Source organism: Glutamicibacter soli, assembly GCF_052322135.1.
Classification (GTDB): Bacteria; Actinomycetota; Actinomycetes; order Actinomycetales; family Micrococcaceae; genus Glutamicibacter; species Glutamicibacter soli.
In genome coordinates this window covers 479,438-498,883 of record NZ_CM125969.1, presented here as the reverse complement: position 1 = coordinate 498,883, position 19,446 = coordinate 479,438, and the positions used below count along the sequence as shown (strand labels likewise).

Below are 19,446 nucleotides of genomic sequence, written 5' to 3'. Positions count from 1 at the left end.
CACTGGTACAACGGCGTGTCCCCAACGTTCATGGATCTCCCAGTCGCGCGACGCCGGCACCTAGTCCTGGCGCTTGACGAACGTGCGCAGCATGTTCTGCACGATGTCGTCCGGCAGCGAGGTGTGGCGGGCGATGATGTCGGTCATGCTCTGCAGGTCGTTATCGGCGATGGCGTCGAAGAGCGCCTCGCGTTCGGCTTCCGGCAGATCTGCTGCGTCGAAGTGCACCGGACCGTCGGGTCCCTGGCCCTCGAAACGGAAGTCCGCCACATTGCCCTGGATGTTGTCTCCGGACATCGGCGAGGAGGCGATCATGCGCTCCAGGTCTTCCAGCGGCAGCCCCGTGTAGCCGTGCAGGACACTTGCGGCGCCTGCGAAGTTCGAATCGCGCAGCATGGAAAACAGCTGGTCGTATTCATTGGGCGGAAGCTGCTCGCTGGAGAATTCACGCTGCTCTCCGTCGAGTTCGAACGCCATCTTGAAGTGGGTGGCGCTTGGCTCGGATTCGGAGCCGAACTGGTCATGCCATTCCTGCGGAATGACCCAGGAATCCTCGGAAGACGCCGGGCCTGCCGCAGGGAGCTGCTCTGCCTGGGCGGGCTCGGAAGCCGGGGTTCCCTCATCGATGGCGGTCTGCGCTTCCAGCTTTTCGCGCAGCGCCTGGATGTCCTCTTCGCTGACCGGAAGCTCCTTGGCCGGTGCGGTCTGCGGGTACTTGTCGAGGCTGCGCACGGCAATAACGCAGTTCTTCACCGTATCGCCGGTCACCGCGCGGTAATTCTGCACCGCCCCCATGACATCGCCCTTGGCGAGGTTACGGTAGATGGCGTTGCGCGAGGCATCGTCCAGTTTCGCGTTAGCCGCCTGCGCGGCCTCACGCGTCACCGCTTGGGCAACTTCCGCGGAGTTCTTCTTGCGAAGCGACTGCAACCCGAGGTAGCCCAGGCCAATCACGGCAATGATGACGATGAGCCAGATGAGAAATTCCATACATCCAGCGTACTTCGTTTAACTGAACATTTACCCAGCGATTCCCAAAGTGAAAGGCAAAACACCGGGAGCCCCGGCGATGCGCAGGGCCCTTCCGGCCATGGCCAAGGACCACCGCGAATCGGTCAGGTCGTCGACCAGCATGACCGGCCCCGGGGCATTGGCCAGCAGCGCCTCGAGCGGTTCCGGGATCTCGAAGGCATCGGCCACCGCCGCAACACGGAAGGCCGAGTTGCCGCCCGGCCCGTTCTGCGGCGGCTTCCCCCGGTATTCAAGCTGTCCCAGGTACCTCAGCCGACCCACGGCGGCCAGCTGCTGCGCGAGCGAGGTGACCAGCTGCGGGCGGGTGGAGGACGGCATCGCCACCACGCCCACCGGGCGCTGTTCCCAGTTCCATTCCGAGAGCACCTTGATGCAGGCCTCGAACATTGTCTTGTCGATCGGGCGGTCGGCGGGATCGGCGAAGAGCTGGCGTAGCCGGTTGCCCCAGCCAAGATCGGTCAGGCGCGCCAGCGCCCGGCCGATCGAGACCTGCTCGTCCTCGGGAATCTTGCCCTTGAGCGTGTGCCCCAGCCGATTCAGTCCAGAGGGATAGAGCTTGCGCGGTTCAATGCTCACCCCGGCGCGTCCCAGGGCATTTTGCGCGTTGTCCTTGGACTCTTCGGGAATGTGGTCGTTGTACCAGGCGCCGGCGCAGTTGTCGCAGCGCCCGCAGGCAGCGGAGCGCGGGTCGTCCAACGACGCGGTCAAAAACTCCATGCGGCAGCCGCGGGTGTTCTCGTAGTCGATCATCAGCCGCTGTTCGTGCACGCGGCTGGCGGCCACGCGCTTGTAGCGGTCAGCGTCGTAGGACCAAGGCAGGTCGGTACGCATCCAGCCGCCGGCCACGCGTTCCACGGCGCCGTCCACGGCCAGCACCTTCAGCAGCAGTTCCAGCGGGGAACGGCGCAAGTTCACCGCGCTCTCCAGCGCCGGGACGCTCATCGCTCCGTCGGCCTGGCCCAGCGCCTCCAGCACCGCGGTGGCGCGCACCTGGTCAGGCATGGAGCTGGTGGCGAAGTACTCCCAGATCTCAGCGTCGTCGGTCCCCGGGAGCAGCAGCACGTCGGCGTTGATGCTGCCGCGGCCGGCGCGGCCGACCTGCTGGTAGTAGGCCACCGGAGAGCTGGGGGCTCCGATGTGGATCACGAAACCCAGATCCGGCTTGTCGAAGCCCATGCCCAGCGCGCTGGTGGCGATCAGGGCCTTGACCTCATTGTTTTTCAATGCCGCTTCCAGGCGTTCGCGCTCTTCCAGATCGGTGCGCCCGGTGTAGGCGGCCACCTGGTGGCCGGCTTCGCGCAGCATCCGGGCGATGTCCTCCGCGGCGGAGACCGTCAGCGTGTAGATGATGCCCGAACCGGTGAAATCCTCGATATGGCTCAGCAGCCAGGCCAGCTGCATGCGCGGGGACGGCAGCCGCAGCACCCCCAGGCGCAGCGAATCGCGGGCCAGCGTGCCGCGCAGGGTGAACACTTCCCCCGCTCCCCCGGCCAGCTGCTCGGCCACGTCCTCCACCACCCGGGAGTTGGCCGTCGCGGTGGTCGCCAGCACCGGCAGCCCGGCAGGCAGCTTGTTGATCAAATCGCGGATGCGGCGGTAGTCGGGGCGGAAGTCGTGGCCCCAGTCGGAGATGCAGTGCGCCTCGTCGATCACCAGCAGACCCAGTCGGTCCAGCAGCATCGGCAGCTGCTGTTCGCGGAAGGACGGGTTGTTCAGCCGTTCCGGGGAGACCAGCAGCACGTCGATCTCGTCGCGTTGCAGCTTCTCCAGGATCTCGCGCCATTCAAGCACGTTCGCGGAGTTGATCGCCGCGGCGCGCACCCCTGCACGTTCGGCGGCGGTCACCTGGTCGCGCATCAGCGCCAGCAGCGGGGAGACGATCAGCGTCGGCCCGAAGCCCTGCTCGCGCAGCAGCAGAGAGGCGATGAAGTACACCGCGGACTTGCCCCAGCCGGTGCGCTGCACCACCAGGGCGCGGCGGCGCTGGGCCACCAGCGCGCTGATCGCTTCGAACTGGCCGTCGTGGAACTGCGCGTCCGGGTTGCGCACCAGGGCGCGCAGCTTGGCCGTGGCGGAGGACAGCAGGTCCGAGTGCAGTGAGGCATCCATGCCCCCAGTATTTCAGTTCCCACCCACGAAATGCCCGCACCGCACGCGCGCTGGGGATCCGCGGTGCGGCACGGGCCTGAAATGTAAGGCAATTCCCATGGTCCACGGCGTGATCCACCGGCCAACGTGCCGTTCCAGCCGGTAGGCTGAAAGATGTGAGTGAAGAAATTGATCTGAGCCAGAGCTTCAAGGCTTACGACGTGCGCGGCATCGTCGGACAGTCGCTGAACGCCGAAGCAGTGGAGGCCATCGGCGCGGCCTTCGTCGACATCCTGGGCCTGACCGGGGACACCGTGCTGGTGGGCGGCGACATGCGCCCCTCCTCGGCCGAATTCTCCGCGGCCTTCGCCCGGGGCGCCACCTACCGCGGCGCCAACGTGGTGATGCTGGGGCAGATCTCCACCGACGAGCTGTACTTCGCCTCCGGCCAGCTGGACGCCGCCGGCGTCGTCTTCACCGCGAGCCACAACCCGGCCCAGTACAACGGCATCAAGATGTCCAAGGCCGGCGCGCTGCCGATCTCTTCGGACACCGGCCTGTACGACATCCGCGACCTGGCCCAGCAGTACCTCGACGAGGGCCTGCCGGTCTCCTCCGACGCCCCGCAGGGCTCGGTCAGCCGCCGCGACGTGCTGGCCGACTACTCCGGCTACCTGCGCAGCCTGGTCGACCTGTCCGCCATCCGCCCGCTGAAGATCGTGGTGGACGCCGGCAACGGCATGGGCGGGCTGACCACCCCTGCGGTGCTGGGCGACGCGGTGCTTGACGGCCTGCCGCTGGACATCGTGCCGCTGTACTTCGAGCTGGACGGCACCTTCCCGAACCACCCGGCCAACCCGCTGGAGCCGGAGAACCTCAAGGACCTGCAGGCGGCGGTGCTCAAGCACGGCGCGGACCTGGGCCTGGCCTTCGACGGCGACGCCGACCGCTGCTTCGTCATCGACGAGCGCGGCCTGCCGCTGTCCCCGTCGGCCATCACCGCGCTGGTGGCAGTGCGCGAAATCGCCCGCGTGCAGGCTGCCGGCGAGGCAAGCCCGGTGGTCATCCACAACCTGATCACCTCCAAGGCAGTGCCTGAATTCGTCACCCGCGCCGGCGGCACCCCGGTGATGACCCGTGTGGGCCACTCGTTCATCAAGGCGGAGATGGCCGAGCAGGGAGCGGTCTTCGGCGGCGAGCACTCGGCCCATTACTACTTCCGCGACTTCTACAATGCCGACACCGGCATGCTGGCCGCCATGCACGTGCTGGCGGCGCTGGGCGGGCAGGACTTGCCGCTGTCCCAGCTGGGCGCCGAATACGAGCCCTACGTCGCCACCGGGGAGATCAACTCCGAGGTGGAGGACAAGGCCGGGGCCACCGCCCGGGTCGTGGCCCGCTTCGAGGGCCAGCCGGTGGAGATCTCCACCATGGACGGCACCACCATCGCCGCGGCCGACGGCAGCTGGTGGATCAACCTGCGCCCGTCGAACACCGAACCGTACCTGCGGTTCAACGGCGAGGGCGCGACCGCAGAAATCATCGAACCGATCCGCGACGCCGTGCTGGCGATCGTGCGCCAAGAACAGCCAACCGACTAGGGGACAGCCATGAACTTCGAATCACTGGACGAAGGCGTCAAGGACGCGCTGAACAAGGTGCTGAGCACCGCGCTGGGCGTGGCCCGCGAGCAGCTGGAGGAGCAGGGCGTCTTCCTGCCCTTCGCCATCGGCCTGGAGCCGCAGGAAGGCTCCGACGAGGGCGAACTGCGCCTGATCGCGGTGCCGCCGACGGACGACCCGGAGGATCCGGAAGCCGACATCGACACCGAGGCCATGGCCGCGGACCTGGTGGAGGTGCTCAACCAGCAGGGCACCCATTTCGAGGCCATCGCCATCGCCTCGGACGTGCTGCTCCAGGAGAACGACCAGGACGCCATCCACGTGGTGGCCGAGCACAAGGTCGGCGCCGCGCTGGCCATCGTGCAGCCCTACCTGATGCCGGCCGAGCCGGGCGGCGAGTGGACCTTCGAGGACCCTGCCGCCGAAGCCGCAGAAGCCGTCTGGGCCAACGCCCGCTAAAACGAGCCCGCAACAACTTCACGCCCTCCGGCCGACCAGCAGTGACCTGCACCGCTGACCGGCCGGAGGGCGTCGTCGTAGACTGGAGAACATGAAACTCAGCGCCTTTGCCGATGTCTGCCTGCGGACCGTCATGGTGCTGGGCGCGCCCGGAGCCGGCCAGCTGACCAGCCGCGAGATCGCGGACCTGGTCTCGGTGCCCTACAACCACGTCACCAAGGCGGTCCTGGAGCTGCGCACGCTGGGCGTGCTGGACGTGGTGCGCGGCCGCAACGGCGGCGCCTCAATCACGCAGACCGGCCTGCAGACCTCGGTCGGCGCCCTGCTGCGCACCCTGGACAAGCGCGAGGACGTCGTTGACTGCACCGACCACGACGCGAACGGCAACTGCCCGCTGGCCGGCGGCTGCCGCCTGCGCGGCGCCCTGCGCGCGGCCCGCGAGGCCTTCTACGCGGCCCTGGATCCGCTGACGATCCAGGAGATCTGCGAGACTTCCCCGGCCATCACGCTGCTGCCTTTCCCCACCGTGCGACGCAGCGCGTAATCTTTCCCACCAGAAAACCACTAGTCAAACCGGAATTTTCCGGATGTGCCGCAGCTCAACTTGCAATTCGTTTCTACGTGGCGTAGAACTTAAAGCATAAATCTTGCATTTCAAATGCAAGATAAACCAGACACTCTCCGAGGAGATACACCATGCTGTCCACCCAGTCCCGCCCGGTCATCGAAGCAACCCTGCCGATCATCGCCGAACGAATTTCGAGCATCACCCCGAAGTTCTACCAGCGCATGTTCGCCGCCCGACCGGAATTGCTGGATGGCATGTTCTCCCGCTCGAACCAGAAGAACGGCACCCAGCAGCAGGCGCTGGCCGGATCCATCGCGGTCTTCGCCACCTACCTGGTCAACAACCCGGAAACCACCCCGGAGACCATGCTGTCCCGCATCGCCCACAAGCACACCTCGCTGGGCGTCGTCGAGGAGCAGTACGGCATCGTGTACGAGCACCTGTTCGCAGCCATCGCCGAGGACCTGGGCGACGCGCTGACCCCGGAAATCGCCGAAGCCTGGACCGAGGTGTACTGGCTGATGGCCCAGGCGCTGATCAAGATCGAGAAGGGCCTCTACGCCCGGCAGGCCAACGCCACCATCTACAGCAACTGGAAGCTCGTCGAGCGCACCGCGACCGGCGCGGATTCGGTCAGCTTCAGCTTCGAACCGGCCGATGACACCGCCGCCACCATCGCCAAGCCGGGCCAGTTCGTCTCCATGCGCATGCCGATGGCCGACGGCATCCGCCAGGTCCGCCAGTTCACCCTGAGCAACGACGTCGAGTCCACCACCCGCCGCACCGTCACCGTGAAGCTGGACGTGGACGGCGAATTCACCCCGGTCCTGCACAACTCGCTAAAGGTCGGGGACGTCGTGGAGCTGTCCAACCCGTACGGCGACCTGGTCATCGACACCGAGGGCGCCCCGCTGGTCATCGCCACGGCCGGCATCGGCTGCACCCCGAGCGCCGCGGCCCTGCAGACCCTGGCCGCGGCGGGCTCCACCCGCGAGATCACCGTGCTGCATGCCGACCAGGAGTTCGCTTCCTGGCCGCTGCGCGAGCAGATGCTCGAATCGCTGGGCCAGCTGCCCAACGCCAAGATCCGCACCTGGTTCGAGCGCGGCGAGCTGCCCGAGGGCCTGGACGCCAAGGCCGGCTACATGGACCTGACCGATTCGCTGACCGCCGACAGCCAGGTCTATCTCTGCGGCCCGCTGCCGTTCATGCACGCGGTGCGCTCGCAGGCGCTGGCCGCCGGCATACCGGCCGAGCACATCCACTACGAGGTCTTCGGACCGGACGTTTGGCTCGCCGCCTAAGGCGCGCAGCCCACTAGACCGGAACAGCCCGGACTGGCCATATGGGGGTCCAGTCCGGGCTGTTCTGTCTGCCGGGAAACTATTCGGCGGAGCCGTCGGATTCGGAAGGCCGCTTGGCCACCGGGGGCTTCTTGGACAGCGCGCTCTTCAGGTCGAGCTTGCGCGGGTCCAGCTTGCGCGGATCAAGCCGGTCGGCGAAGCCCCTGGCCTTGGATTCCGGGGCGGGCTGGCCGCTATCGGCCGCGCCGGCGTCAGGGGCCTGCGCCGCGCCGGCGGCGGCTTCTGCTTCCTGCGGGTCGATTTCCTCCAGGGTGGAGGTGCGCTTGAACGATGCACCGCGCAGCTTGGGCTCCACCGGCTCACGCAGCACCTGGTGCAGCTGCTGCCCGGTGATCCAGCGGCGCAGCACCGAGTTGAACAGCAGCGGGTTCTCGATATTCCACTGGTGGTGCATGCCGGGAACCACGCGGATGGCCGCCTGCGGCAGGGCCTCGGCGATGGCCGGGAAGGAGCGCTGGACGAACTTCGGCTCGCTGGCGCCGGCCAGCACCAGGGCGGGACCGGTGTAGGCCGACAGGTCCGCCGGCAGTCCGCCGGAATCGAGGTCGCCCATGATCGCGCGCATGTTCTCCGGCTTGAGCTTGACCCCGTGCTCGGCGAACAGCTCGCGCTCGTTGTCCACCATGCCGTAGGCGCCAGCCTGGAACTTCCAATACCACTCGCTGCCGATCAGCTTCAGCTGCATACGCTGCACCGCCTTGGCCGCGGTGCCCAGCGGTGCGATCGACACCCCGGTGGCGAATACCGACTCGACCAGCTCCGGGTGGCGCGCCGCCACGTGCAGGGCGATGACGCCGCCCAGGGACATGCCCACCAGGTGGACGCCGCCCTCGGAAACCTCGTCAGCGATCAGCGCTGCGACATCGTCCGCCGCGGAGTCCAGGCCCTCCCAGTTCTCCTCGAACCGGGCGCCGAACGCCGGCAGATGCAGGGTGAGGATGTTGAAGTCCCCGAAGGCCAGCACCTGCGGATCCCAGCTCCAGTTGCCCACGTTGCCGCCGTGCAGGAAGACCAGGGTCTGCACCGGAGCGCTGTCCTCGGGCTTTCGGCGCGCCGGATGCACCTCGGGATAGTCGGTCGCGTCCCGCGCCGGATCGGCCATAGGGTTCTTTCCCTGGTCGTTGGCAGAGGTCATGGCAAATGCTCCAATACTGCGTCAAGCCACTCCAGCTCGGCGGCCTGTTGTCTGATTGCATGGTCCAAGGTGGCGGCCATGAGGAAGCTGCGGCGGTCAGCTGCCGCACGCATGTCGATCCCCTCGCGCTGGGAAAGGTAGTCGTCCAGCACGTATTGGGTGGCTTGGCGGCGTTCGAGCAGCAGCTGCTCGATGCCCTCGCGCTCCAGCTCCGCGGCGAAGAAGACCTGCCCCATGAACGGATCGCGTTCCGGGGAGCGGGCGGCCCCGCTGGAAAGCCACTGGTTCAGCACTTCCCGGCCGGCCTCGGTGATGTGGTGTTCCTGCCGGTCCGGATAGTTCGACTGGGGGACGGTGCGCACGGTGGCGTACCCCTGGTCCACCAGCTGGGCCAGGGTGCGGTAGATCTGCGCCTTGTCTGCATTCCAGAAGTGGTTAATAGAGGAGTCAAAATGCTTCTTGAGCTCGTAGCCGGTCATCGGCGACAAGCACAACAGCCCGAGGATCAATCGTGCCAAAACCATAACTTCATCTTTTCACAGTTAGTTGATTTTGCACCCACCCGCCCGGGCGTGGGAAAAGTGTTCCCCGATTGTGACCTTGGTTCATACGCCGCGCATTGCGCGGTCATCTTTCCCAGTTCACCTGCAGCGATCCATAGAATTGCCTCATGCCCAATGCCCCTGAACGTTCCCGCCTGACGCCGCCGCTGTTCGCCCTGCTGATCCTGCTGGGCACCACCGGCCCGTTGGCCACCGACATGTACCTGCCGTCTTTTCCGGCAATGACCCGCGAATTCGCCACGTCCGCTTCGGGAATCCAGCTCACGCTGACCGCGTTCCTGATGGGCATCGCCTTCGGCCAAATCTTCTGGGGGCCGCTCTCCGACCGGCTGGGCCGGGCCAAGCCGCTGCGCTGGGGCACCGCGCTGTTTGTCGTCGCATCCATCGTGGCAGCCGTGGCGCCTACGCTGACGACGCTGACGATAGCCCGCGCCCTGCAGGGCCTGGGCGGCGCGGCAGGCCTGGTGATTTCCAAGGCCATCGTCGCTGACACCACCCGGGGCGTGCAGACCGCCCGCATCTTCTCGCTGCTGATGACCTTCGGCGGCGTGGCACCGGCTGTGGCACCGTTGATCGGCTCGGTGCTCGGCGAGTTTGGCGGTTTCCGCACCGTGCTGTGGTTCATCGCTCTGATTGCGCTGCTGATGGCGGCGGGCTCCTTCGGCATCTACCGGGAAACCCACCCGCAGCACCAGCGCTCGACGGGAAGCTTCGTGGCGCCGCTGCGCATCGCGCTGTCCAAGCCCCGGTTCGTGGGCTACATGATCCAGTTCGCGTTCGCCTTCGGCGCGATGATGGCCTACATCTCCGCCTCGCCATTCTTGTACCAGAACGTGATGGGCCTGAGCCCGCAGGGCTATGCGGTCTTCTTCGGCATCAATTCGCTGGGGTTGGTGACCGCCGGTCTGGTCTCGGCCCGGCTGGCCACACGCGTACCGCTGCGCCGCACGATCAGCATCGCGTTGAGCGTCCTGCTGGCCTCCAGCATCGCCATGGCCGTCATGGCCCAGCTGGGGGTGCGCAGCCTGGCCCTGGGCGCGGTCATCTTCGTCATGGTGACCTCGGTGGGCTTCACCATGGGCAATACCACCGGGCTGGCCGTGGCCGAGGTCCGCGAGGTTTCCGGATCCGGCTCCGCGCTGCTGGGCTGCGCGCAGTTCTTCATCGGCGCGGTGGCCACCCCGCTGGTCGGCCTGAGCGGCGATAACTCTCCCATTGCCTTCTCGATCACCGCGCTCGCCTGCGCCATCGTCGCGGCCAGCGCCCTGGTCTACACCGCGGACCGCTTCCACCAGCCGAAGCTGGGTTAGGAATCCCGGCGGGCGCAAAAAATCCCCGGCACCCGTGCTCCGCCCCGAAGGGCGGATGGCGGGTGGCCGGGGATCCTCTTGTAATGCCTAGGCGCTCAGGCGGGCCTTCAGGCCGTCCAGCTCGGCGCGCAGCGAAGCCGGCAGCGCCTCGCCGAACTTGGCGTACCACTCTTCGATGCTCTCGACCTCGGTCAGCCACTCGTCGGTGTTCACCGCAACGGCGGTTTCCACGTCGGCCGGGGTGAAGCCGTCCAGACCGGTCAGGTCCAGGGCTTCGCCGGTTGGCACGTAGCCGATGGCGGTTTCCTTGGCGTCCGCGGTGCCCTCGATGCGCTCGACTGCCCACTTCAGGACACGCGAGTTGTCGCCGAAGCCAGGCCAGGCGAAGCCGCCCTCAGGGGTGCGGCGGAACCAGTTGACCAGGAAGATCTTCGGCATCTGCTCTGGGTTGAGCTTGCCCGAGATCTGGTCCCAGTGGTTCAGGTAGTCGCCGGCGTTGTAGCCGATGAATGGCAGCATGGCCATCGGGTCGCGGCGGACCTGGCCCACGGCGCCGGCAGCTGCCGCGGTGGTCTCCGAGGACAGTGTCGAGCCCATGAAAATGCCGTTGGTCCAGCTGCGGGCCTCGGTCACCAGCGGGATGGTGGTCTTGCGGCGGCCGCCGAACAGGATCGCGTCGATCTTCACGCCGTTTGGCGAGTAGTAGTCCTGCGACAGCATGTCGACCTGGTCGATCGGGGTGCAGAAGCGGGAGTTCGGGTGCGCTGCCTTGGTGCCGGACTCCGGGGTCCAGTCGTTGCCCAGCCAGTCGGTCAGGTGCGCAGGAGCCTCGTCGGTCATGCCTTCCCACCACACGCCGCCTTCGTCGGTCAGCGCGACGTTGGTGAAGATGGAGTTGCCCTTGGTGATGGCGCGCATGGCGTTCGGGTTGGTGGACCAGCCGGTGCCCGGTGCCACGCCGAACAGGCCGTATTCCGGGTTCACGCCGCGCAGCTCGCCGTCCTTGCCGATGCGCATCCAGTTGATGTCATCGCCCAGGGTCTCGGTCTTCCAGCCGTCGATGGTCGGATCCAGCAGCGCCAGGTTGGTCTTGCCGCAGGCCGACGGGAAGGCGGCCGCGATGTGGTACGACTTGTTCTGCGGGCTGGTCAGCTTCAGGATGAGCATGTGCTCGGCAAGCCAGCCCTCGTCGCGGGCCATGGCCGAGGCAATGCGCAGCGAGTAGCATTTCTTGCCCAGCAGGGCATTTCCGCCGTAGCCGGAGCCGTAGGACATGATGGCGCGCTCTTCAGGGAAGTGCACGATCCACTTGTCTTCGTTGCACGGCCAGGCGACATCTTCCTGTCCCGGCTCAAGCGGGGCACCAATCGAGTGCAGTGCAGGAACGAAGAAAGCGTTCTCCGCTTCCATCTTGCGCAGGACTTCATTGCCGATCTTGGCCATGATGCGCATGGAGGTGACAACGTAGGCGGAGTCGGTGAGCTCGACACCGTAGGCTGGCTGCTCTGCATCCAGCGGGCCCATGACGAAAGGAATCACGTACATGGTGCGGCCGCGCATGGAGCCGTCGAACAGGCCGTTCAGACGCTCCTTCATGATCTTCGGGTCTTCCCAGTTGTTGGTGAAGCCCGCATCTTCTTCCTTTTCGGAGCAGATGAAGGTGCGCTCTTCTACGCGGGCAACGTCCTTGGGATCGGAGAATGCGGCGTAGGAGTTGGGGAAGTTCGGGTCGGTCAGCTTGACCAGGGTGCCGGCTTCAACAAGCTCGGCGCACAGGCGGTCATTCTCTTCAGCTGATCCGTCAACCCAATAAACACGATCCGGCTTCGTCAGTGCGGCAACTTCCTCGACCCAGGCTGCCAGCTTCACATGCGAAGTGGGCGCTGCGTCGATTACGTTCTGATCCGAGCTCGTGCTCATTGTCGATTCCCTCCATTGGGCTGAACTAGCGATAAAACAAGGCTAGGGGGTGGCACTTCCCCAAACCCTGTGACTCAAACCTCACGATTCAAGGTGGGCTAAACTGAGTTAGTACAGATCCCCGGAATTCCGGGGGTTTGCCAATTCAACACCCCGCGTTAATGTGATGAAGGTCACGTAGACCGGTACCCTTTTCGGTTCTTCATAAAACCGGTTTTCCGCCGCTTCCCGGCGATACGCGCCCTCGATTTGTACGTACACGCAACCACCTGTATAGTTATTCGAGGTTCGCCACGGCGGAGCAAAACAAATAAATATGCGCCCATAGCTCAGCTGGATAGAGCGTCTGTCTACGGAACAGAAGGTCAGGGGTTCGAATCCCTTTGGGCGCACAAAGTGAAATTCCCACTCGAAAGAGTGGGAATTTTTTTGCTTCCCGAGGAGCGTTATGCAATTTCCAGTGAGTTCAAGCCACGGCGCGATACTGCGCCTCCTTCACCTGGGCGACGCTGAGGAATTGGCCGCCGCCTATCGTCGAAACAGGGAACACCTGGCCCCCTGGGAACCCGAGCGCACCGAGGAATTCTTCACGCCGGACTGGCAGCGGAGGAATCTCGAAATCCAGCTCGGTAGCCACGCCGCCGGGCTCGCCTATCCGGCGGCGCTCTTCGAGGAGGGCCGGATCATCGGACGCTTCACCCTCACCGGGGTTGTCCGGGGGCCCTTTCAAAGCGCCAACCTCGGATACTGGATGGATGCCAAGCTGGCCGGCCGGGGATTAGCGACCTTCGCGGTGCGCGCCACCTGCCGGATCGCCGGCTCGGCCCTTGGCCTGCACCGCATCGAAGCCAGCACGCTGCTGCACAATCACGCATCGCAAAGGGTGCTGCAAAAATGCGGCTTCGAGCAGATCGGCATGGCGCCGCGCTATTTGAAGATCGCGGGCCACTGGCAAGACCACAACCTCTACCAGCGCCTGCTGGAAACCGGGCCCGACGAGGCACTTGCCGGGCAGGACTTCCCTTCAATGTGAGACCGGGCACTTTTGGCCTTTTCGATTTTTGCCGCCGCGGAATCTCGTGTATTGTTATTCAAGTCGTCAAGGCGGCAAACAAATGAATATGCGCCCATAGCTCAGCTGGATAGAGCGTCTGTCTACGGAACAGAAGGTCAGGGGTTCGAATCCCTTTGGGCGCACAAAGTGAAATTCCCGCTCGAAAGAGTGGGAATTTCTGTTTTAACCTGCGTTCCGGCTTCCCGCCGGAACGCAGGACATCCTGGAGAGTGCTAGTGCGAAGCGCGCAGGATCAATTCGGTGTCCATGATGCTCCATTCGGGCACACTTTCGCCATTGATCCGTTTGATCAGTATCTCGGCCATGACCGCCCCTTGGCGCTCCGGATGCTGGGCAATCGTGGTCAGCGGCGGGACGGCGTTGCGTGCGAAAGCGTCGTCGTCGACCGTGGTCACGGAGACATCCTGCGGAATATTGAGCCCGGCGCCCGCCATCGCCTGCAGCGCGCCGAAAGCCATTTGGGCGCTGGCCACGAACAACCCGTCGATGTCTGCACCCGATTCGATCAGCTGGCTCATCAGGTGGTGTCCGCTATCGGGGGTGAAATCGCCTTCCAGCACCGCCGCTGGTTCGAGTCCCGACTCGGCCAGCGCTTGGGTGAACCCGGTCAGGCGGTCGAGGCTCGCTCCCATATCCTGCGGTCCGGCTATGGTGGCGATGCGCCGGCGTCCGCGATCGATGATCACGTTGGTGGCCTGCTTCGCCGCGGCGATATTGTCGATGTCGACCACGTAGATTTCGTTCTGGTCGGTGCTCATGGTTCGGCCGCCGAACACCAGCGGGAGCTGCCCGCCGAGATCCGCGTAGGAACGGTCGGCGGAGTGGTGGGACAGCACCAGGGCGCCGTCCACATTGCCGCCGCGCAGATAGCGTGTGGTTTTCCCGGGATCGGATTCGGTGGACAGCAGCAGCGAGAGCATGAACTCGGTATCAGCCAGATACTGGGCGGCGCCCTGGACCACCTTTGCGAAATACGGATCGGCGAAGAATTTTGCGGTGTTTTCCGGAACCACCAGCGCGATCGCATTGGTTCTTCCTTGGGCCAGCGAGCGGGCCGCCCGGTTGGGCACGTAGTTCAGCTCTCGGATCGCCTGTTCCACCGCGCGCATCGCTTCCGGTTTGACCTTCTCCGAACCATTGACGACGCGGGACACCGTGGCGCGGGAGACCCCGGCGCGCTCTGCAACGAGTTCCAGCGTCGGTTGCTGCTTGCGTGCTTCGGACATGCTTGTTCTCTTTACTTCAAGGGCTTTCGCCGATCCTGGACGCTGGGGATCCGGGGCGCGGTTTGATCGCCGCACCCCGGGTCCGGGCGTCATGCCATTGTACGGTTGGCGGCGATGAGCCTGGCGTAGGCCCGGCCGCTGTTCTTGATGGTGCGTTGCTGCGTCCGGTAGTCCACGTGGATGATTCCAAACCTCTTGTTGTAGCCCCAGGCCCACTCGAAGTTGTCCAGCAGCGACCAGAGAAAGTAGCCCCGCACGTCCACCCCGTCGGAGAGGGCCCCGGCCACCGCGTCCAGATGGCTGAAAATGTATTCCTCCCGCTCCGGGTCCTCCACCGTGCCCTGTGCGGTGACCGCGTCCTCATACGCCGCCCCGTTTTCGGTGATGTACAGCGGCGGCAAGTTCGGATAGTCGTCCCGCAGCCGGTTGAGCAGCACGCGCAGCCCTTGCGGGTTCACCTCCCAGCCCATGGCCGTGCGCGGAAGGTGGCGGGTGGGGAAGGTGACGTGCTCGCTGCCGACGAACGGCGAGGATTTCGGCGAATCCGTGGGTACCAGGGCCGCCGGTTCGCCAGCGGCCAGCGGATGCCCGGACACATTGTCGTCATGGTAGTGGTTGACGCCGAGGAAATCGATGGGCTGCGCGATGAGCATCGCATCCGCGTCCTTGATCACCGCATTCAGTCCGAGGTCGCCGACGTCCTCCAACAGGTCTGCCGGGTATCCGCCGCGCAAGATCGGGTCCAGGTACATGCGGTTCCACAGGGCGTCGATTCGGCGCGCGGCTTCAAGGTCCACCGGGTCGGCGGGGTCATCGGGCACCGCGTTGGTCAGGTTCAAGGTGATGCCCAGGTGTTCTGCTCCCAGCTCGCGCAGCCGGGCAGTGGCCAGCCCGTGCGCCAGATGCTGGTGGTGCACGGCGGCCAGCGCGGCGGCAGGTTCCCGCCGTCCCGGCGCGTGCTCGCCAGCGGCGTAGCCGATCAGCGATGAGCACAAGGGCTCGTTGAATGTCGTCCAGTGGGTGACCCGGTCCCCCAGCTTCGCATGGACCACCTCGGCATACTCCAGGAATCGGAACGCGGTATCCCGGTTGGCCCAGCCGCCGAGTTCCTCCAGTGCCTGCGGCAGGTCCCAGTGGTACAGCGTCAGCCAGGGCAGGATGCCGTGCTCCAGCAGCTCGTCGACCAGCCGCGAGTAGAAGTCCAGCCCCTGCTGGTTGACGGCCCGCCCTCCGGGCACGATCCGGGCCCAGCTGGTGGAGAACCGATAGGAGTCCAGATGCAGCTCGCGCATCAGGGCCACGTCTTCGCTGTAGCGATGGTAGTGGTCCACCGCGACCTGCAGGTCGTCCCCGCCAGCGATGGCCCCGGGAGTGCGGGCGAACGCGTCCCAGATGGAATCCTCTTTTCCGTGGGAATGCGCTGCGCCTTCGATCTGTGCCGCCGCCGTGGCCGAACCCCAGATGAAGTGCTCGGGCCACGCGAATGATTGGGATAGATGTCGAGTCATTAGCCTTTGACAGCTCCTGTCATGATTCCGGAAACGAGTTGCTTGCCGGCCACGACGAACAGCACCAGCAGCGGAATGGTGGCCATCAGCGCACCGGCCATCACAATGGTGTAGTCGACGTAGCGGGCGGATTGCAGCTGGCTCAATGCCACCTGCAGCGTGGGGGTCTGCGGGGCCACCAGCATGGGCCACAGGTAGTCGGTCCATGCGGTCATGAAGGTGAATAGCGACAGGATCGCCATGGCCGGGCGGGCGGCGGGAACCCCCACATGCCAGAACGTGCCGATCATGCTGGCGCCGTCCACGCGGGCGGCCTCGATCAGTTCATCGGGGATGATGTCCACCAGATACTGGCGCATGAAGAACACCCCGAACGCTGTGACGAGGGTCGGGATCATGATGGCTCCCAGCGAACCGGTCCAGCCGAATTCCTTCATCATCATGAACAGCGGGATGATGCCCAGCTGGGTGGGCACCGCTAGGGTCGCGATCACGAAAACCAGCAGGCCCTCGCGGCCGCGGAAACGAAGCTTGGCGAAGGCGTACCCGGCCAGCGTGGAGAAGGACACGACCGACAGCGTGATCACGGAGGACACCACCAGGCTGTTGCCCAGGGCCGCCCAGAAGTCGACGGTGTTGAACACCTCGGCCACGTTGCTCCAGAAGTGTCCGCCCGGCAGCAGCGGAGGCCTGGCCGAAGCGAAGACCCCAGAATCCGAGGATCCGATGACCATCGAATACCACAGCGGGTAGGTGCTGCCCAAGAAGAACGCGAGCAGGATGCCGTAGACCAGGAATCCCGGCCGGCTTTCGGTTGTGAAGCTATGGGACCGCTTGCGTCGCGGCAGCGGGGCTGCCCTATTAAGGGTCTGGTTAACCATGGTTTCTCCTCCTGGCCTCTGCCATGTCCTGTCCGCTGGCCGGTATGGCGGTTTTGCCGGCTCTCCGGCCGCGACGCGCTGGCCGGCGGCCGGCGCGCTTCTCGCCGGAGGAAGCGATCTTCCTGGACAACAGGAAGTTGATGACTCCGATGAGGATGATGATCAGGAACAGCATCCAGGCCACGGCCGAAGCCCGGCCGAAGTCCCCGCGATTGAACGCCAGATCCCACAGATACAGCACGGTTGTCTGGTATTGGCGGTCGGGTCCGCCGGGGACCGAGCTGCTGGCGTTGAAAAGCTTCGGCTCGGTGAAGATCTGCATTCCGCCGATGGTGGCCGTGATGATCACGAAGATCATGGTCGGCCGGATGCTGGGCAGGGTGATGGAGAAGAACCTGCGCAGCTTGCCCGCGCCGTCGAGCGCGGCCGACTCGTGCAGCTCGCGCGGAACCGCCTGCATGGCGGCCAGCAGGATCAGCGCGTTGTATCCGGTCCAGCGCCAGTTCACCATCGTGGCTATGGCCAGGTGGGATGGGAACACGGAGGTCTTCCAAGCCACTGGATCCACGTTGAAAACCTGGAGCAGGTTGTTGATCAAGCCGTATTTTTCGTCGAAGGCGTTGGAGAAGATCAGCGTGACGGCGACCGGGGTCACCACATATGGCACCAGCACGCTCATGCGCCAGAAGGTCTTGGCTCGGAGGTTCTGGTCCAGCATCGCGGCGATGAACGTCGCGATCGCCAGCTGCGGGATGGCCGAGAGCAGGAAGATGCTGAACGTATTAAACAGGGAGTTCCAGAACAGCGGCGAGGACAACTCCGCGGTATAGTTTTCCAGCCCCACCCACTCCCCCGCTCCGCCCAGCAGATCCCAGTCGTTGATGGAGACCACGAAGGTGTAGACCAGCGGGAAGAGCCCGACGAGTGCGAAGAGGATGAAGAACGGTGCAACGTAGAGGTACGGCGAGTACTTGTAGTCCAGCCGGCTGAAGAAGTGGCGGTGCCGCTGTTTCCCGGTCAGCTGGTCCTCCCGGAGCTTCTCGGGTGTGGGTGCTGACGGCCGAGCTTTGCGCCCGGCAGGCCCGGTGCTGGCTCCGGGAGGCTTGTTGGTCATGGTGCTCATGAAAATTGTTCGCTTCTTCCTCGGTACCCGGGTCGGCAGACCCGGGTACCGATTGCGTCGGCCGCTACTTGATGTCCAGGTCCTTCAAGGTTGCCAGCGCGTCGTTCCACGCTTTCTGTCCATCCGTTCCGGAATCCAGCGCGATGGTGGCCGGGCCGAAGACCTGCTCCTGGATGACCGAGTCGTTCGGCCCCTTGAACTGGGCCTTGACTCCCTCGGCGCGGTTGGCCAGGATCTTCCCGATCGGCGCGTCGTTGAAGAACTTGGTCAGGTCATTGGCTCCGGTCACCGCTTCGGACTGCTGCGTGTCGAGGCTGCTCGGGAAGGTTCCGGCCACCTCGAAGGCGGCGGCTTGGGAATCCGCGCTGGTCAGCCACTGGGCCAGCTTCGCCGCCTCGGCCGGATGCTGCGAGGTCGCAGGCACGGTCAGGAAGGTTCCGCCCCAGTTCGCAGGGCCGCCGGGGAAGACGTCGGCAAAGTCCCAACCGCCGGTCGAATCGCCGCCGGCGCCCTCGATCTGCCCCTTGACGACTCCGAGCATCCATCCCGGACACGGCATGGTGGCGAAGGAACCGTCGACGAATGCCTGTCCCTTGCCCCAGTCCCACTGGGTCTGCCCGGAAGACAGTCCGTTGGAGGCCGCATCGGCCAGCAGGTCCCAGCGCTCGCGCAGCTGCGTGTTGCCCTCGATGTTCAAGGTTCCGTCGGCCTTGTAGTAGCCCTCGTCGAGCTGGTTGACCATGGAATTCCATACGAAGCCGGATTGGTCGTAGAAGGCCTTGTCCGAGGCCTTCACGTAGTCCTTGCCAACGTCGACGAACTGCTCCCAGGTGGCGTTGTCGCCACCGAAGAGTTCGGCCACCGCATCGCGCTCGCTGGGCAGGCCCGCTTCCTTGAAGAGGTCCGCGTTGTAGCACAGCCCCATCGGCCCGATGTCGGTGCCGTAGCCGATGATTCGGCCTTCGTCGTCGGTGGCCTGCTGGACCTTCCAGTCGACCCATTGGCCGGCAATGTCACCCGCGCCGTAGTCGCGCAGGTCGGTGAACGAGTCGGAGACGGTCATGACCTGGCCAAGCCACCCCTCCTCGACGGCCTGCACGTCGGGAAGGCCCGCACCTGCCGCCTGCTTGGTTTTCCAGTCGGTCAGCGCGTTGCCGCCGGTATCAATGTTCGTCGCCTGGATCTTGACTCCCGGATTCTCTGATTCGTACTTCGTATACAGGTCATCCAGCCCCATGGTGCCGAAGGTGGTCACTGTCAGGGTGATCGGGTTGTCTGGGGATGCCGGCTGTTCACTGGTCGCGTTGTTGTTGCCGCCGCAACCTGTGGCCAGCAGGGCCAGGCTTCCGGCGACGGCGGCCGCTTTGGCGATGCGGGATGTGCGTGTGATGTCCACGGTGACTCCGTTCAGAGTGCTGAGCTTGCGAGTGAAATTTCGAGCGTCCCGAGATGTCGTGAGAGCGCTCTCAAAATTGAGGAAAAAATAAAACTCCGCAGAGTTTCCGATGCAGCATGAGTCGCAACAGCACTCGCGCATCAACCGTGTGAGCGCTCTCACAAATCATCTCCACT

Annotated in this window: 16 protein-coding genes and 2 tRNA genes; 8 read left to right on the top strand and 10 right to left on the bottom strand. The window is 65.1% G+C overall.

The window, feature by feature from the left end; genetic code table 11:
* Positions 1–60: 60 nt before the first annotated feature.
* Both ACTX90_RS02400 and ACTX90_RS02395 read right to left on the bottom strand, forming a co-directional pair.
* Positions 61–990: a hypothetical protein gene (locus tag ACTX90_RS02400; protein ID WP_424678755.1), complete on the bottom strand. Its 930-nt coding sequence runs from the start codon at positions 988–990 to the stop codon at positions 61–63.
* A gap of 30 nt (positions 991–1,020) precedes the next feature.
* Positions 1,021–3,141: a RecQ family ATP-dependent DNA helicase gene (locus ACTX90_RS02395; RefSeq protein ID WP_113607699.1), complete on the bottom strand. Its 2,121-nt coding sequence runs from the start codon at positions 3,139–3,141 to the stop codon at positions 1,021–1,023.
* A gap of 146 nt (positions 3,142–3,287) precedes the next feature.
* On the opposite strand from ACTX90_RS02395, the gene ACTX90_RS02390 reads away from it, so the two are divergent.
* The 4 genes from ACTX90_RS02390 (at position 3,288) to ACTX90_RS02375 (ending at position 7,073) form a co-directional block, all read left to right on the top strand.
* A complete protein-coding gene (locus ACTX90_RS02390) occupies positions 3,288–4,721 on the top strand; it encodes a phosphomannomutase/phosphoglucomutase (protein ID WP_443443974.1) in 1,434 nt (477 codons plus the stop codon).
* A gap of 9 nt (positions 4,722–4,730) precedes the next feature.
* Complete coding sequence (locus ACTX90_RS02385) at positions 4,731–5,201, top strand: hypothetical protein (RefSeq protein ID WP_047117962.1); 471 nt, start codon at positions 4,731–4,733, stop codon at positions 5,199–5,201.
* Positions 5,202–5,292: 91 nt separating this feature from the next.
* On the top strand, positions 5,293–5,745 hold the full coding sequence (locus ACTX90_RS02380) for an RrF2 family transcriptional regulator (protein WP_047117963.1): 453 nt from the start codon (positions 5,293–5,295) through the stop codon (positions 5,743–5,745).
* A 152-nt stretch (positions 5,746–5,897) separates the two neighbouring features.
* Positions 5,898–7,073: a globin domain-containing protein gene (locus ACTX90_RS02375; RefSeq protein WP_047117964.1), complete on the top strand. Its 1,176-nt coding sequence runs from the start codon at positions 5,898–5,900 to the stop codon at positions 7,071–7,073.
* A gap of 79 nt (positions 7,074–7,152) precedes the next feature.
* On the opposite strand, the gene ACTX90_RS02370 is transcribed toward ACTX90_RS02375, so the two are convergent.
* Positions 7,153–8,268, bottom strand: coding sequence for an alpha/beta fold hydrolase (locus tag ACTX90_RS02370; RefSeq protein WP_113607697.1), 1,116 nt, complete (start codon positions 8,266–8,268; stop codon positions 7,153–7,155).
* Entirely contained in the window at positions 8,265–8,792 is a 528-nt protein-coding gene (locus ACTX90_RS02365) for a PadR family transcriptional regulator (RefSeq protein WP_047117965.1), read from the bottom strand. The genes ACTX90_RS02370 and ACTX90_RS02365 overlap by 4 nt, the downstream gene beginning before the upstream one ends.
* Positions 8,793–8,938: 146 nt before the next feature.
* Here ACTX90_RS02365 and ACTX90_RS02360 point away from each other — a divergent pair, with 146 nt between their 5' ends.
* Complete coding sequence (locus ACTX90_RS02360) at positions 8,939–10,141, top strand: multidrug effflux MFS transporter (RefSeq protein ID WP_113607696.1); 1,203 nt, start codon at positions 8,939–8,941, stop codon at positions 10,139–10,141.
* Between the two features lie 87 nt (positions 10,142–10,228).
* Here ACTX90_RS02360 and ACTX90_RS02355 read toward each other — a convergent pair whose 3' ends face one another.
* Positions 10,229–12,061 carry a phosphoenolpyruvate carboxykinase (GTP) gene (locus tag ACTX90_RS02355; protein WP_443442949.1) on the bottom strand — a complete coding sequence of 611 codons (1,833 nt, stop codon included), beginning with the start codon at positions 12,059–12,061 and terminating at the stop codon, positions 10,229–10,231.
* 318 nt (positions 12,062–12,379) lie between these two features.
* Here ACTX90_RS02355 and ACTX90_RS02350 point away from each other — a divergent pair.
* The 3 genes from ACTX90_RS02350 (at position 12,380) to ACTX90_RS02340 (ending at position 13,258) form a co-directional block, all read left to right on the top strand.
* Positions 12,380–12,453, top strand: a tRNA-Arg gene (locus ACTX90_RS02350).
* 56 nt (positions 12,454–12,509) lie between these two features.
* Positions 12,510–13,094: a GNAT family N-acetyltransferase gene (locus ACTX90_RS02345; protein ID WP_113607694.1), complete on the top strand. Its 585-nt coding sequence runs from the start codon at positions 12,510–12,512 to the stop codon at positions 13,092–13,094.
* A 90-nt stretch (positions 13,095–13,184) separates the two neighbouring features.
* Positions 13,185–13,258 (top strand) — tRNA-Arg (locus tag ACTX90_RS02340).
* Positions 13,259–13,348: 90 nt separating this feature from the next.
* Here ACTX90_RS02340 and ACTX90_RS02335 read toward each other — a convergent pair.
* The 5 genes from ACTX90_RS02335 to ACTX90_RS02315 form a co-directional block, all read right to left on the bottom strand.
* Entirely contained in the window at positions 13,349–14,362 is a 1,014-nt protein-coding gene (locus ACTX90_RS02335) for a LacI family DNA-binding transcriptional regulator (RefSeq protein ID WP_047117968.1), read from the bottom strand.
* Between the two features lie 89 nt (positions 14,363–14,451).
* Positions 14,452–15,870, bottom strand: coding sequence for a GH1 family beta-glucosidase (locus ACTX90_RS02330; protein ID WP_053797352.1), 1,419 nt, complete (start codon positions 15,868–15,870; stop codon positions 14,452–14,454).
* Positions 15,870–16,751 (bottom strand): carbohydrate ABC transporter permease, encoded by an 882-nt coding sequence (locus ACTX90_RS02325; RefSeq protein WP_443442947.1) that lies wholly within the window; start codon positions 16,749–16,751, stop codon positions 15,870–15,872. The genes ACTX90_RS02330 and ACTX90_RS02325 overlap by 1 nt, the downstream gene beginning before the upstream one ends.
* Entirely contained in the window at positions 16,744–17,874 is a 1,131-nt protein-coding gene (locus ACTX90_RS02320) for a carbohydrate ABC transporter permease (RefSeq protein ID WP_113607691.1), read from the bottom strand. Before ACTX90_RS02320 ends, ACTX90_RS02325 begins: the two co-directional genes overlap by 8 nt.
* A 64-nt stretch (positions 17,875–17,938) precedes the next feature.
* Positions 17,939–19,270, bottom strand: coding sequence for an ABC transporter substrate-binding protein (locus ACTX90_RS02315; protein WP_443442945.1), 1,332 nt, complete (start codon positions 19,268–19,270; stop codon positions 17,939–17,941).
* Between the last annotated feature and the right edge of the window lie 176 nt (positions 19,271–19,446).